Genomic DNA, 12,512 nt, shown 5'->3' with positions numbered 1-12,512 from the left:
ACGTAGCCCTGTTTAACCTGTCGTCCAACCTTTTCCGTGAGCCGAGAGTATGCCCGGGCAATCCCCCTCCACCGTCGAGCTTGAGTTCGCCAGGCAGCATGACCAGGAGCATGCGCAAATCTGCTGTCAGCCGACGCCTCGGCGGCTGCGGCTGACTTTCTGGCGTGATGAGCAACTGGTACGCAACGCCTTGAAGGTGGCCGGTGAGCCTGGGTTGGTACTGGACGTCGCGTGTGGGGCGGGGCGGTTCTGGCCGGTGTTGGGCGAACATGCCAACCGGGTGATCCTGGCGGCGGACCCGTCGCCGGATACGCTCGATCATGCCCGCAGCCACCATGGCGGTGCGCTGCTCCAGCGGATCAAGACTTTTCCCAGCTCGGCGTTCACCCTTGGGCTGTCGGCGAACGCGGTGGATTGCATTTTCTGTCTGCAATTGTTTATGCACATCCAGGCCAGCGAACATCGCCTGGCTTTGCTGCGGGAATTCCACCGGGTCAGCCGGGACACGGTGATCGTGTCAGTGCAGGTCGAGGGACGCCTCAAGCTCGGCCACGCCTCACAACGAAACCTCACCGACAAGGCCTGCGTCGAAGCCGAGTTTCTCGCGGCCGGTTTCAGTGTGGTGTGGCATCAGGATTTCCTGCCCGGCCTGGCGTTTAAACGGGTGTATGTATTACGTAAGGCCGGATAACTGCAGATGTAGGACTATTCTTGCGTTTGCGCAGGCGATTTCTCTCAAGCTCTTGCTCCGTAGATGCTCGCAATCGCCGACGGCGATATATACTGCGCGCCATTCTTCAAGGGAGAGCCGTGTGGCCATCGATATTCATTGGATTCGCGACAACGATAGCCTCGGTCGGTTTTGCGCCGAATGGCAACAGTTGCCGTTCGTCGCCCTCGACACCGAATTCATGCGGGTCGACACCTTTTATCCCATTGCCGGCCTGCTGCAGATCGGTGATGGCAAAAGTGCGTACCTGATCGACCCCTTGACCATCGACGATTGGAAGCCCTTGGCCGCGCTGCTGGAAAACCCGGCGGTGCTCAAGGTATTGCACGCCTGCAGCGAAGACCTTGAAGTCTTGCTGCGCCTGACAGGCAGCTTGCCCGCGCCGCTGTTCGACACGCAATTGGCCGCCGCCTACCTGAACCTGGGTTTCTCCATGGGTTATTCGCGGTTGGTGCAGGAAGTGCTGGGCATCGAATTGCCCAAGGGCGAGACCCGTTCCGACTGGTTGCAGCGGCCCCTGTCCGAAACCCAGATCAGCTATGCCGCCGAGGATGCCGTGCATCTTGCGGAAGTTTTCGTACAACTGCGGCCGAAGCTGTCCGACGAAAAATACAGCTGGGTCCTGGAGGATGGCGCCGAACTGGTGGCCAACCTGCGCCGCGAAGTCGACCCGTACGAGGTGTACCGCGAGGCCAAGCTGGCCTGGAAACTGTCCCGGGCGCAATTGGCCGTGCTGCGCGAGCTGTGCGCCTGGCGTGAGCGCGAGGCGCGCGCCCGTGACCTGCCGCGCAACCGCATCATTCGCGAGCATTCGCTATGGCCCCTGGCCCGCACGCAGCCGGATAACCTCGGTGCGCTGGCGAAGATCGAAGACATGCACCCGCGTACCGTGCGCCAGGACGGTGAATTCCTGCTCGACCTGATCAAGCGTGCGGGCAGCGTGCCACCTGAACAATGGCCGGCCGCAGTGCCCGAACCGCTGCCGATCGAGGCCTCGGCGCTGGTCAAGCGGCTCAAGGCGCTGGGGCAGGCTGAAGCCGAGCGCCTGGGCATTGCCCCGGAACTGATGCTGCGCAAGAAAACCCTCGAGGCCCTGATCAAGAGCGGCTTTCCCGAGGGGCCTTACCAATTGCCCGATTCGCTGCGTGGCTGGCGCCGCGAGTTGATGGGCCAGGCATTGCTCGACAGCCTGGCCACCGCCGGAGAACAGCCTTGAAACGTATCTGCTCCATCTACCGCAGCTCGAAGAAAAACGAAATGTACCTCTACGTGCTCAAGAGCGAGGCATTGGCCCGCGTGCCCGAGCCGTTGATGGCCGCGTTCGGCAAGGCCATCCATGCCTTCGACCTGGTATTGAGCCCGGAGCGGCAACTGTCCCGGGAGGACATCAACAAGGTGCTGGAAAACCTCGACACCCAGGGCTATCACTTGCAGATGCCTCCGGCTGAAGACGAGTACATCGAGCATCTGCCCGAAGAGTTGCTGCGACGCAACGACCCGGTCTGATACTTCGGGGCGCCCGTCCTGGGGCCTCTTGAATATTGAAATGATTATTGGCGATGGGCCGCATGGATGGAGCAACACTCTGTCAGCGGCCGTCTGCACTGTTTGGAAAGGTTTGATTCATGCGCGTTCTGATTGCCGAACACGACCACGCGGTCTATGCCCAGCTCTTGCGTCAGGCTGCACCCGACATCGAGGTGCTGACCAGCGGCGATTCCGCCGAGCTGTCGCGGCTGGCCACTGACTGCCCGGTCTGGCTCGGCCAGCCTGACCTGTTGGCGACCCTGTTGCGTCAAGGTCACCGGCCCCGTTGGTTGCAATCGACCTGGGCGGGCATCACGCCGCTGCTGGCCGAGGGCCTGACGCGCGATTATCGCTTGACCCGCGCAGTCGGCATATTCGGCCAGGTGATGGCCGAATATGTGCTCACCTACATGTTGGGGCATGAACGCGAAGTCCTGGCGCGGTTGGTCAGCCAGGTGGAGCGCAAGTGGGACAACCGCCAAGGGCAAAGCCTGGCGGGGCGCAAGGTGTTGATCGTCGGCACTGGCGATATCGGCCAGCGGGTGGCGCAGTTCCTGGTGCCGTTTGGCGTGCAGTTGTACGGCATCGCCAGTGAAGCCCGTGAGTTGGCGCCGTTTATCGAGGTGGGGGCGCTGAAGGACTTGCCGCGCCTGGTGGGCGAAGCGGACTACGTGATCAACCTGCTGCCGAATACGCCGGATACCCATGACATCTACGACGCGGCGCTGTTCAAGCAATTCAAGCCCAGCGGGTTGTTCATCAACGTCGGCCGTGGCGTGGCGGTGGTGGACGCGGACCTGGTGCAAGCCTTGAAGGAAGGGCATCTGGCCGGCGCGGTGATCGACGTGTGTCGCCAGGAGCCGTTGCCGCAGCGTCATCCGTTCTGGACGGCCTGGGGCCTGCTGTTGACCGGCCACAGCTCGGCACCAACCTCGCCGCCGATGATGGTGCAGTTGTTCCTGGAAAACCTGCGCGCCTACCAGGCTGGTGAAGCGCTGCGTGGGGAAGTGGATTTCGCCCGAGGTTACTGAAGCCCAACTTTCCTAAAGGCTTATGAGCCATTGTGGCGAGGGAGCTTGCTCCCGCTGGGCTGCGCAGCAGCCCCAAAACCATTCAACAAGATGCATCAGGCAACGGCTGAATTTTTACGACTGCTGCGCAGCCGAGCGGGAGCAAGCTCCCTCGACACGGGTTCGGTTTCACATTTAAGTAGGCACCGTAGCTCTGCTTTACAGGGTGAAATCACCCTCGGCCACCAACTCACTCAACGGCCGGCGCGGGCTTGGGACTTCGCGGGCCTGGAGATAGTCGGCCAGCGTCGATTTGTCTCCCAGCTTGCCGATCGCCACGGCGGCATGCAGGGCGTAGCCGTCCGGGATCTTCAATTCCTTGCGGGTCAGTTCCTGGTCGAAGCCGGCCATGCCATGGGTATGCCAGCCGCTGAGGCTCGCTTGCAACGCCAGGTGACCCCAGGCCGCGCCCGTGTCGAAGGTATGGCACTGGGCCGGGGTTTCTTCCGTGGCGCCGGGCACTGCGAAGGTGGTTTTCGAGGCGATGATCACCAGGGCCGAGGCGTGTTGGGCCCAGCCACGGTTGAACTCGTTGAGCAGGCCCAGGTAACGCTCCCAGTTCGGCGTGTCGCGACGAGCGTACAGGAAGCGCCACGGTTGCGAGTTGTACGCCGAAGGAGCCCAGCGCGCGGCTTCAAAAAAGCTCAGCAAGGTTTCTTCGGCAATGCTCTCGCCAGTGAAGGCGCGGGGCGACCAGCGCTCGATGAATTGAGGATGGATGGTGTAATCGGCGATGCGGGAATTGGCGCTCATGGGCTCACCTTGGCTGGGTTCGGAAACGTGATCAAGCAACCTACGTCCCGGCGTCCGGCCTGACAAGTCCCTTCTACCGAGCGTCGCCAATGCTTGGCCTCGGGAGGTCGCGGCACTAGACTGTCGGCCTTTTCACCACATGATGTTGATGCTTGAGCCATGGCCGCCAAAGTCGAACCGTTCTGGATACGCAAAACCCTCGATCAGCTCGATCCACAAGAGTGGGAATCGCTGTGCGACGGCTGCGGCCTGTGCTGCCTGCAAAAGCTCGAGGATGAAGACGACAACACCGTCTATTACACGCGTATCGCCTGCAAATTGCTGGACCTGAAAACCTGCCAGTGCACCGACTACGCCCATCGCCGCGACTTCGTCCCCGACTGCATCCAGCTCACGCCGGGCAAGGCCGATCAGTTCAAATGGCTGCCGCCGACCTGCGGCTATCGCCTGGTCAGCGAGGGCAAGGACCTGCCGCTGTGGCACCACCTGGTCTGTGGTGATCGCGACGCCGTGCACCACGAACGCATTTCCCAATCCGGGCGCATGCTGGCCGAAGGCAGCGTGGCCGAAGAAGACTGGGAAGATCACCTGATCTTTCGCGCGGGCTGAACACAAGGCATCGCATCACCAGGGAGCGCCCATGGCTGCAGGATTGAAACGGTTGCTGGCGGCGGGGCTGCTGGCGGTGTGCGGGCCGCTGTGGGCAGCACAGAAAGTCGATCTGGATTACCACGTTCACCTGTTGCCGCAGAGCGACCAGGCTGAAGTGCGCCTGACCCTCGCGCGGGGCTCGGCGGTGCGCAGCCTGGACTTTGACTTGGGCGATGAAGGCCGCTACAGCGATTTCAAGGCGGACGGCCAATGGCAGCTCACGCCTGGCAAGGCATCGCGGGGCGTTTGGCGTCCCGCCGCCGACAAGGCGAGCCTGACCTACCGCGTGCGCATCAGCGAATCACGCAAGAACGGCTCTTTTGAAACCCGCATGACGTCCGCCTGGGCGCTGCTGCGCGGCGATGACCTGGTGCCGCCGGCGAAGCTGGACCAGCAGGACGGCATCGAGTTGGTATCTCGCCTGGCGTTCGAACTGCCCAACGGCTGGAAAAGCATCGAGACGCCTTGGCCGCGTATCGGCAAGCAACGCTTTCGTATCGATAACCCCTCGCGCTTGTTCGATCGCCCCACGGGCTGGATGCTCGCCGGCAAACTCGGCAGTCGCCGCACGCGCCTGGGCGAGACCGAAGTGACAGTGGCTTCGCCCCTGGGCCAGGGCATGCGGCGGATGGATGTGCTGACGCTGCTGACGTTTGTCTGGCCGCAGGTGCAGGCAGTGGTGCCGCGTCATCCGGCCAAACTGCTGATCGTCGGCGCCGGGGATCCGATGTGGCGTGGCGTCCTGGCGGGCCACGAATCGATTTACCTGCACAGCCGCCCGCCGTTGGTCAGCGAACGGGGCAGCAGTCCGTTGTTGCGGGAGTTGATGCAGATGCTGGTGCGCATCAACGATCAGGATCGCAGTGACTGGATCAGCGAAGGATTGAATGAGTACTACGCCATCGAACTGTTGCGCCGCGCCGGCGGCATGAGCGACGAGCGCTATCAGGCCCTGAATGCTCGTCTCGCCCGGGACAGCAAGGGTGTCACGACCTTGCGCGGCGACCAGGTGAGCCCGGCGATGGTTGCCAAGGCGGTGCTGTTGCTGCAAGAACTGGATCGGGAGATTCGCCTGAAGACCCGCAACAAGCGCTCCCTCGATGACGTGCTGCAAGGGGCGATGCGCCTGGAAACGGTGGATACCGGGGAGTTTGTGCAGCTCAGCGAAAGTATCCTGGGTGAGGGCTCTACAGTGTTGGATACCCGGTTACTTCATTAATACCGCTTTCGTCGGAACGCCGCCCGGAGCAAGCTCGCTCCCACAGGGCTCTTGTGAACACCACAAATCCAATGTGGGAGCGAGCTTGCTCGCGATGAGGGCATCAGCGGCACTGCAAAAATCAGAGCCCAGCCCTAGGTGAACTCAACGAATCATTCCCCGTCACTGTAGCCGTGCCAGTCGCCGCCTCGGCATTGGTCTTCATGCGGCTCAGTTCGTCGCCGGCCTGCTCGATGCGGGCGCGGGCGTCATGCAGATGTTGGCGATTTTTTTCCAGCAGGCTTTTCGCCGAACAATGCCCGGTGATGCCGCGAGCCAGGGCCATGCCACCGATTGCCAGTTGCGCCAGGCCGATCACACCGCCACGGCGCAAGCCCTTGCCCATCATCAGGACCCCACCGGCCAATGAACCGATGCGCTCCCAACCGTGCACGTTCTGCGGGCCGCGGGATTGGAAAGGGGTGGTATCCACCGGCCCGAACGGATTGTTATCGCTCATGATCTGTCTCCAGTGTGGGGAATTGTATAAAGCTGACTGCCAGAGCGAATCCGTCGTTCCATGGAATTTCCCGCCGGTCAGCGGAATTGCGGACCCGAGCGCGTGTTGTTGCCTTTGGCCATGCGGTCGTACAACACGACATTGACCGTGGCCGCCAGGTTCATGCAGCCGTTGGTGGGGATGTAGATCACGTCTTCGCACCAGTCGCGGATGTCTTTGTCCAGCGAACCGTCCTCGGGGCCGAAGATATACAGCGCTCGGTCCGGGTGGGTGTATTCGGGCAGCGGGCGGGCGCCTTCCACGAGCTCGACGGCCACCGGCACGCAGCCCAGGGGCAGGATCTTCTTCAAGTCGTCGATGCCGATCAGCGGAATGTCGTAATGGACCTTCTTGGTGTCGGTGACGAAGTCGGCGGCGCGTTCATAGCGCTTGCCGGTGTAGAACACCGACGCCACGCCGTAACAGCCGGCGGCACGCATGACCGAACCGACGTTTTCCGGCGACTTGGGGTTGAACAGACCGATGCAGCTGTAGCGTTTGTTGGCCACGGACGGGGTGCCTTTGGGAAAAGGCGCGATTATACGGGGAATGGGGGGGCGTGGTCAGGTTCGAGATGTGTGGTGTCTGGTTGATCGCCATCACGAGTGAGTTCGATCCCACATTGGATTCCTGGGTGGCTGATGGTCGGCAGCCTGTCACTAACCTGACCGATTGGTAACGTCCCCGCCAGCGTTGTGAAAGGCCCCGGTCGATAAGGTTGGCCTGACAAATAACTGCCGGAGTTCCTCATGAAAATTCTTGATGCCTTGCTCGCCGTTTCGATCCTGTCCGTTTCTTCCCTTGCCTTCGCCGAAGGAGGGGGCGACCGGGTTTATGGCCAGATGATTCGGAACAACGAAAACGCCATGGCGCGATACGCCGCCGAAAACGGAAAAGCCGCCGCCGAGATCGTTCATTACGAATACGGCATGAAGCTCGACGTAAAAAAAGTGGTGAGTATGACTCCGGCCAATAAAGGCTGCGGCGTCGGGCCGTCGCGCATGACTTACGAAGACTCGAACGGCAAGCTCAATACCGTGGAGTACAGGCTCCTGGGTGAAAACTGCCCGAATGGTGGCTGATTACCGTCTCGTTTGCTCTCCTTTGGTCTTGAGACGGTCAGGCGCCCTGGTGGCGCCTGTTTTTATTCTTCGAATTATTACGCCGGTGCGTTACGCAACCTCAGCGCATTGAACACCACCGATGCCGAACTGATGCTCATGGCGACGGCGGCGACCATCGGTGAGAGCAAATGACCGGTCAATGGATACAGCAGGCCGGCAGCCAAGGGAATGCCCATCGCGTTATAAACAAAGGCAAACCCGAGGTTCTGGCGCATGTTCCTGACGGTTGCCACCGACAGGGTGCGGGCCCGCAAAATGCCCATCAAGTCGCCTTTTACCAATGTCAGCTGAGCGCTGTTCATCGCGACGTCGGTGCCGGTGCCCATCGCAATCCCAACGTGTGCACGGGCCAGGGCGGGGGCGTCGTTGATGCCATCGCCAACCATCGCGACTTGACGGCCATATTGCTGAAGATCCGCCACCAAACGCTCCTTGTCTTCGGGCTTGACTTCCCCATGCACCTCTTCGATGTCCAGCTCCTTGGCCACGGCGCGTGCGGTGGTGAGGCCGTCGCCCGTGGCCATGATGATTTTAATGCCGTGGGCCTTGAGCTGGCGGATTGCCTCCCCGGCGGTTGGCTTGATCGGGTCCGATACGGCCAGCAATCCGGCCAGCGCACCGTCGACCGCGAGATAAACGATACTGATGCCTTGCGAGCGCAACTGTTCGGCTTGTTGCTGCAGCGACGTGACACCCACATGGGCCGTTCTCATCAGGACACTGTTGCCCAAATGCAGCCGTTTGCCATCCACCAGGCCACTGACACCAATGCCGCTGCCGGAGTCAAATGCGTCGGGCTTGATCAGGTCAAGGTTTTCTTTCCGGGCCTGTTCGACGATGGCCTGGGCCAGGGGATGTTCACTGCCCTGATCAAGGCTCGCTGCCCAGAGTAATACTTGGCGAGTGTCGAAGCCTTGAGTGGTCTGGACACTGTGAAACACCGGGCGCCCTTCTGTCAGGGTGCCGGTCTTGTCGACGATCAGCGTGTCGATCTTGCACAGATTCTCGATGGCGCCGGCGTCGCGGAATAACACCCCCATGCCGGCCGCCTTGCCGGTGGACACCATGATAGACATCGGGGTAGCGAGCCCCAACGCGCAAGGGCAAGCAATAATCAGCACGGCAACGGCATTGATCAGGCCAAAGATCCAACCGCGCTCCATGCCTGACAATCCCCAGCCGACAAATGTCAGTGCGGCGACGGCGATTACCGCCATCACGAAATAACCGGCGATTAAATCCGCCAATCGCTGCAGAGGGGCCTTGGAGCGCTGGGCCTGGGCTACCATCTGGACGATCTGCGATAACACGGTTTCGGCGCCGACTTTCTGCGCGATCATTACCAGGCTGCCATGGGTATTGATCGTCGCACCGATCAGGCTGTCACCGACGTGCTTGCTCACCGGTACCGGTTCGCCCGTGAGCATGGATTCGTCTACGGCGCTTTCGCCTTCGAGCACTGAACCATCTACCGGCACTTTTTCACCCGGTCTGATTCTCAGCCGATCGCCCTGGTGCACGTGGGCGAGGGGGACGTCATGCTCTTGGCCATCGGCGCTGATCCGGCGGGCGGTCTTGGGTGAAAGGCCGAGCAGCGATTTGATGGCGGCGCTCGTTTGTGAGCGTGCCTTGAGTTCAAGCATTTGCCCGAGCAAGGTAAGGGAAATGATGACCGCGGCGGCTTCGAAGTAAACGCCGATACGTCCTTCCTTCATGAATGTGGAGGGAAACATGCCAGGCCAAAACGTTGCGCAAACGCTGTACAGATAGGCTGCTGAAGTGCCCAGGCTGATAAGCGTCCACATGTTCGGGTTGCGTTGGCGAACCGACGCCAATCCCCGGCTGAAGAACGGCCAACCCGCCCACAGCACCACTGGGGTGCCCAACAGGAATTCGACAAGATTCTGAGTGTTGGCATGAAACAGTGAAAAGGAATGGCCGGCCATGGCGAGCACGGTCACGATCACCGTCAGTGGCAGGCTCCACCAGAAGCGCCGGCTCAGTTGCTTGAGTTCGGCATTGTCCTCTTCCCCCTCTATCGGCAGCACAGGCTCCAGCGTCATGCCGCACTTGGGACAACTGCCTGGACCAGGCTGGCGTATTTCGGGGTGCATGGGACAGGTGTATTCGGTTGTGATGCCTTCGGCTACTGAGATGCGGTGGTGTGCATGATCGGTGGTGTGTGGCATGGCTAGCGCCCCTGCGGATCCCTTGGTTTATGCGGCGACTCGCTGTGTTGCCCATGCCTGCCATGATTGTGTCCAAACACGTGCATCAATGGACATGCCAGAAGGATCAAGTAAGGCCAGTTGGCCGAAATGTGACCAAAGTGCTCCCGCACCAGATAGAACAGGCCGATCGCCAATAACATGATCAAGACAACGCCGGTCTTGTTCTTCCAGAAGGGCCTTGGACCGTCGCTTGGATGCTCGTGGTCGTTCATGGAATGCTCCCATCGGCCTGGCGAGTCGCCGCGACCTGTCATTGGAGAATGGATAAAGCGTGAGCCGGAGGATTGGCGTCCGTCAGGTTTGGTTTGCTTGGCCCGGAAAAAGACAAGTAGCGGCATGCTAAAGGCGTGAAGCTGTCAGCGACCTGACGCACGAATTGCAGTTTTGTCAGGTCGGGCGACAGAAAAGCGACATGGATGGGGCGGGAGCCGTGGCTGGAAAGGCGTTTTCCTGGCCACGGACTGGACTGGGCGGCACTACTCGTCTTTTTTCATCAACCCCGCCAACGCGGCGAACGGGTTGTGGGTCGCCTTGGCGATCTTCGGCGTGCTCAGGGAGCCGTCGCCAAAATATTGCTGGTCGGTATAGCGCGAGTGCTCATTGTCGTGGCAATACAAGCACAGCAGCTCCCAGTTGGAGCCGTCCTGTGGGTTGTTGTCGTGGTTGTGGTCGCGGTGGTGAACGGTCAGTTCGCTCAGGCGCTTGCCGGAAAACTCACGGGCGCAGCGGCCGCAGACGTGGGGGTACATTTTCAGGGCTTTGTCGCGATAGCCCATCTCCCGGTCGCGCTGGGCGTCGGCGAGGATGCGGTCCAGCTTGGCGGTGTTGGACGGTGGGGTGGACGAACTCATGGGTTCACCTTTGTAGAAAAGACTGAATGACGGTTGGACAGAGTTTAGCTCAGCCCTTGAGTTTCTCGGCAATCCAGATGGTGTGGCGGGTGCCTTTGTTGCCATGGGCGAACACCTGCACCTCTTCGGCCTTGAAGCCGGCCTTCTTCAACTTGTCGGAAAACTGCCGGTCGGCGCTGGCCGACCACACCGCCAGGACGCCTTTAGGCCGCAGGGCCTTGGCGCACGCCGCCAGGCCTCCTGCCGAATACAGCCAACTGTTAGCTTTCTGGGTCAGGCCTTCCGGGCCGTTGTCGACATCGAGCATGATCGCGTCGAACCCCTGGGGCTCGGCTTGCAGCACCTTGGCGACGTCTTCCATGCGGATCACCGTGCGAGGGTCCGACAGCGGCCGTCCGGCCTTTTCACCCAAGGGGCCGCGATTCCACTCCACCACGCCTGGCACGAGTTCGGCCACTACCACTTCGGCATTCTTGCCCAGGTGCTTGAGGGCGGAGGCGAGGGTGAAACCCATGCCGAGTCCGCCGATCAACACGCGCGAGCCAGGGCGACCGGCGACCTTGCGGCAGGGAATCTCGGCCAAGGCGTCTTCGGAACCGTGCATGCGGGTGTTCATCAGCTGCCCGCCGTCGCCGCCCTGGATCTTGATCACGAAATCTTCGCCGTACTCGAACAGGCACAGGGCGCCGCCGTTGTCAGGGATAGGCGTGGTGTCGAGCAGAACAAAACGTTTCATGGAAATCTCATGGGGAAGGAGCAGACCGGCCCGGCAGGGGCTAGCCTGAAAGCAGACAATAGCCACGGAGCCATTGATGAAGTGCATCATTCTAACGGCCATTGCCCTGGCGGCGCTCTCGATAAGTTGCGCCCAGGCCCAGCAGCCGACGATTCCGGTCAGCCCGCCCAGCATCCCGGGGGCGCCGGGCACCGCCACGCCCATGCCCTATCCGCCGGTGACGCCTAGCGGAGTGCCCAAGGTGGCACCCGGAAACGGCCCGCCCCTGTTACCGCCCATCGAAATGCCCAGGCCGCCGAAGGACCAGCCGATACCGGGTATGGAGCCGAAGCCGCCGAAGGTCAAGTCGCCGGGGGGGTAGGACGCCCACACAATGCAATAACCTGTGGGAGCGAGCTTGCTCGCGATAGCGGTGTATCAGTCAACATTGATACTGGCTGAACTGACGCTATCGCGAGCAAGCTCGCTCCCACAGAGGGCTCCGGCTAGGTTTAATGGTGGTCAGACCTGCTGCGACAACAGCTGCCCATCCGCCATGCGCAGGCGCTTGGACAGGGAGACGGCGAGGGCGCGGATGATCTTGGCGGCGATCTTGGGCGCGTCGTTGAGCATTTTCTCCAGGGAATCCTTGCCCAGGTTCAGCAGTTGGCAATCGGTGGCGGCGATGCAACTGGCCGAGCGTCGTTCGCCGTCGAGCACGGCCATTTCGCCGAAGGCCCGGCCGCTGCGCAGCGTGGCGATGGTCACTGGCTGGCCGTCGGGACCGGTCTTCTGCACGGCCACTTGGCCGGTATGAAGGATGCACATGAAGCTGCCGGCATCACCTTCACGGAAAATCGCCTCGCCCTGGGCGATGGTGCTGATGCTGAAGTAACCCGACGCGGCGGCAAAGTCGACGGGCAGCAATTGGTCGAACAGACCGCAGTCCATCAGCCAGTCGCGGATTTCTTTGTTCAGTAAGGTCGGTTCTGACATGTCGTCACGGTCTTTTCTTGTCGTTTTCTGCGATTTTTTGGATTGTTTTGAGTGTAGGCGAACCCCTGTGGGAGCGAGCTTGCTCGCGATAGCGGCGTATCAGTCGA

General features: G+C 61.3%; 16 protein-coding genes. 8 read left to right on the top strand and 8 right to left on the bottom strand.

Annotation, left to right across the window (positions count from 1 at the left end; all coding sequences use genetic code 11):
- Positions 1 to 49: 49 nt before the first annotated feature.
- From JMN22_RS16075 to JMN22_RS16060, 4 genes are all read left to right on the top strand, one after another.
- Positions 50 to 691 carry a class I SAM-dependent methyltransferase gene (locus JMN22_RS16075; RefSeq protein ID WP_198797152.1) on the top strand — a complete coding sequence of 214 codons (642 nt, stop codon included), beginning with the start codon at positions 50 to 52 and terminating at the stop codon, positions 689 to 691.
- 121 nt (positions 692 to 812) lie between these two features.
- Positions 813 to 1,946: a ribonuclease D gene (rnd, locus tag JMN22_RS16070; protein WP_030141194.1), complete on the top strand. Its 1,134-nt coding sequence runs from the start codon at positions 813 to 815 to the stop codon at positions 1,944 to 1,946.
- Positions 1,943 to 2,236 (top strand): YcgL domain-containing protein, encoded by a 294-nt coding sequence (locus JMN22_RS16065; RefSeq protein WP_030141193.1) that lies wholly within the window; start codon positions 1,943 to 1,945, stop codon positions 2,234 to 2,236. The genes rnd and JMN22_RS16065 overlap by 4 nt, the downstream gene beginning before the upstream one ends.
- Before the next feature lie 119 nt (positions 2,237 to 2,355).
- Positions 2,356 to 3,288 carry a D-2-hydroxyacid dehydrogenase gene (locus JMN22_RS16060; RefSeq protein WP_030141192.1) on the top strand — a complete coding sequence of 311 codons (933 nt, stop codon included), beginning with the start codon at positions 2,356 to 2,358 and terminating at the stop codon, positions 3,286 to 3,288.
- Positions 3,289 to 3,486: 198 nt separating this feature from the next.
- On the opposite strand, the gene JMN22_RS16055 is transcribed toward JMN22_RS16060, so the two are convergent.
- Positions 3,487 to 4,080 carry a nitroreductase family protein gene (locus JMN22_RS16055; protein WP_030141191.1) on the bottom strand — a complete coding sequence of 198 codons (594 nt, stop codon included), beginning with the start codon at positions 4,078 to 4,080 and terminating at the stop codon, positions 3,487 to 3,489.
- Positions 4,081 to 4,239: 159 nt separating this feature from the next.
- Between JMN22_RS16055 and JMN22_RS16050 the strand changes: the two genes are divergently transcribed.
- Together JMN22_RS16050 and JMN22_RS16045 are read left to right on the top strand one after the other, a co-directional pair.
- A complete protein-coding gene (locus tag JMN22_RS16050; RefSeq protein WP_030141190.1) occupies positions 4,240 to 4,689 on the top strand; it encodes a YcgN family cysteine cluster protein in 450 nt (149 codons plus the stop codon).
- A 31-nt stretch (positions 4,690 to 4,720) separates the two neighbouring features.
- A complete protein-coding gene (locus JMN22_RS16045; protein WP_198797153.1) occupies positions 4,721 to 5,950 on the top strand; it encodes a hypothetical protein in 1,230 nt (409 codons plus the stop codon).
- Positions 5,951 to 6,071: 121 nt separating this feature from the next.
- Here the strand turns inward: JMN22_RS16045 and JMN22_RS16040 are convergent, their stop codons facing one another.
- Together JMN22_RS16040 and JMN22_RS16035 are read right to left on the bottom strand one after the other, a co-directional pair.
- Complete coding sequence (locus JMN22_RS16040; protein WP_198797154.1) at positions 6,072 to 6,449, bottom strand: YgaP family membrane protein; 378 nt, start codon at positions 6,447 to 6,449, stop codon at positions 6,072 to 6,074.
- A gap of 77 nt (positions 6,450 to 6,526) precedes the next feature.
- The gene (locus JMN22_RS16035; protein ID WP_030141187.1) at positions 6,527 to 6,997 is read right to left on the bottom strand and encodes an RNA methyltransferase; all 471 of its coding nucleotides are present in this window, start codon (positions 6,995 to 6,997) and stop codon (positions 6,527 to 6,529) included.
- 240 nt (positions 6,998 to 7,237) lie between these two features.
- Here JMN22_RS16035 and JMN22_RS16030 point away from each other — a divergent pair, with 240 nt between their 5' ends.
- A complete protein-coding gene (locus JMN22_RS16030) occupies positions 7,238 to 7,570 on the top strand; it encodes a DUF2790 domain-containing protein (RefSeq protein ID WP_198797155.1) in 333 nt (110 codons plus the stop codon).
- Positions 7,571 to 7,647: 77 nt separating this feature from the next.
- Here JMN22_RS16030 and JMN22_RS16025 read toward each other — a convergent pair whose 3' ends face one another.
- From JMN22_RS16025 to JMN22_RS16010, 4 genes are all read right to left on the bottom strand, one after another.
- On the bottom strand, positions 7,648 to 9,801 hold the full coding sequence (locus JMN22_RS16025; protein ID WP_198797156.1) for a copper-transporting P-type ATPase: 2,154 nt from the start codon (positions 9,799 to 9,801) through the stop codon (positions 7,648 to 7,650).
- Positions 9,802 to 9,803: 2 nt separating this feature from the next.
- Complete coding sequence (locus JMN22_RS16020) at positions 9,804 to 10,055, bottom strand: DUF2933 domain-containing protein (protein WP_198797157.1); 252 nt, start codon at positions 10,053 to 10,055, stop codon at positions 9,804 to 9,806.
- Positions 10,056 to 10,319: 264 nt separating this feature from the next.
- Complete coding sequence (locus tag JMN22_RS16015; protein WP_003184246.1) at positions 10,320 to 10,694, bottom strand: YajD family HNH nuclease; 375 nt, start codon at positions 10,692 to 10,694, stop codon at positions 10,320 to 10,322.
- A gap of 49 nt (positions 10,695 to 10,743) precedes the next feature.
- Positions 10,744 to 11,430, bottom strand: a complete 687-nt coding sequence (locus JMN22_RS16010) for a spermidine synthase (protein ID WP_181286703.1) — start codon at positions 11,428 to 11,430, stop codon at positions 10,744 to 10,746.
- A gap of 76 nt (positions 11,431 to 11,506) precedes the next feature.
- Between JMN22_RS16010 and JMN22_RS16005 the strand changes: the two genes are divergently transcribed.
- Positions 11,507 to 11,791, top strand: a complete 285-nt coding sequence (locus JMN22_RS16005; protein ID WP_198797158.1) for a hypothetical protein — start codon at positions 11,507 to 11,509, stop codon at positions 11,789 to 11,791.
- 140 nt (positions 11,792 to 11,931) lie between these two features.
- On the opposite strand, the gene JMN22_RS16000 is transcribed toward JMN22_RS16005, so the two are convergent.
- The gene (locus tag JMN22_RS16000; RefSeq protein ID WP_030141184.1) at positions 11,932 to 12,405 is read right to left on the bottom strand and encodes a cyclic nucleotide-binding domain-containing protein; all 474 of its coding nucleotides are present in this window, start codon (positions 12,403 to 12,405) and stop codon (positions 11,932 to 11,934) included.
- Positions 12,406 to 12,512 lie beyond the last annotated feature (107 nt).

The organism is Pseudomonas sp. HB05 (genome assembly GCF_016756915.1).
GTDB lineage: Bacteria > Pseudomonadota > Gammaproteobacteria > Pseudomonadales > Pseudomonadaceae > Aquipseudomonas > Aquipseudomonas alvandae.
The sequence above is the reverse complement of the archived record's forward strand: the minus strand, read 5'-3'. Positions and strand labels throughout refer to the sequence as shown.

Excerpts from the sequence above, each read along its gene's own strand:
- JMN22_RS16075 (WP_198797152.1), top strand. The coding sequence starts at position 50 with ATGCCCGGGCAATCCCCCTCCACCGTCGAGCTTGAGTTCGCCAGGCAG.
- JMN22_RS16060 (WP_030141192.1), top strand. The coding sequence starts at position 2,356 with ATGCGCGTTCTGATTGCCGAACACGACCACGCGGTCTATGCCCAGCTC.
- JMN22_RS16055 (WP_030141191.1), bottom strand. The coding sequence starts at position 4,080 with ATGAGCGCCAATTCCCGCATCGCCGATTACACCATCCATCCTCAATTC.
- JMN22_RS16050 (WP_030141190.1), top strand. The coding sequence starts at position 4,240 with ATGGCCGCCAAAGTCGAACCGTTCTGGATACGCAAAACCCTCGATCAG.
- JMN22_RS16045 (WP_198797153.1), top strand. The coding sequence starts at position 4,721 with ATGGCTGCAGGATTGAAACGGTTGCTGGCGGCGGGGCTGCTGGCGGTG.
- JMN22_RS16040 (WP_198797154.1), bottom strand. The coding sequence starts at position 6,449 with ATGAGCGATAACAATCCGTTCGGGCCGGTGGATACCACCCCTTTCCAA.
- JMN22_RS16030 (WP_198797155.1), top strand. The coding sequence starts at position 7,238 with ATGAAAATTCTTGATGCCTTGCTCGCCGTTTCGATCCTGTCCGTTTCT.
- JMN22_RS16025 (WP_198797156.1), bottom strand. The coding sequence starts at position 9,801 with ATGCCACACACCACCGATCATGCACACCACCGCATCTCAGTAGCCGAA.
- JMN22_RS16020 (WP_198797157.1), bottom strand. The coding sequence starts at position 10,055 with ATGAACGACCACGAGCATCCAAGCGACGGTCCAAGGCCCTTCTGGAAG.
- JMN22_RS16015 (WP_003184246.1), bottom strand. The coding sequence starts at position 10,694 with ATGAGTTCGTCCACCCCACCGTCCAACACCGCCAAGCTGGACCGCATC.
- JMN22_RS16010 (WP_181286703.1), bottom strand. The coding sequence starts at position 11,430 with ATGAAACGTTTTGTTCTGCTCGACACCACGCCTATCCCTGACAACGGC.
- JMN22_RS16005 (WP_198797158.1), top strand. The coding sequence starts at position 11,507 with ATGAAGTGCATCATTCTAACGGCCATTGCCCTGGCGGCGCTCTCGATA.
- JMN22_RS16000 (WP_030141184.1), bottom strand. The coding sequence starts at position 12,405 with ATGTCAGAACCGACCTTACTGAACAAAGAAATCCGCGACTGGCTGATG.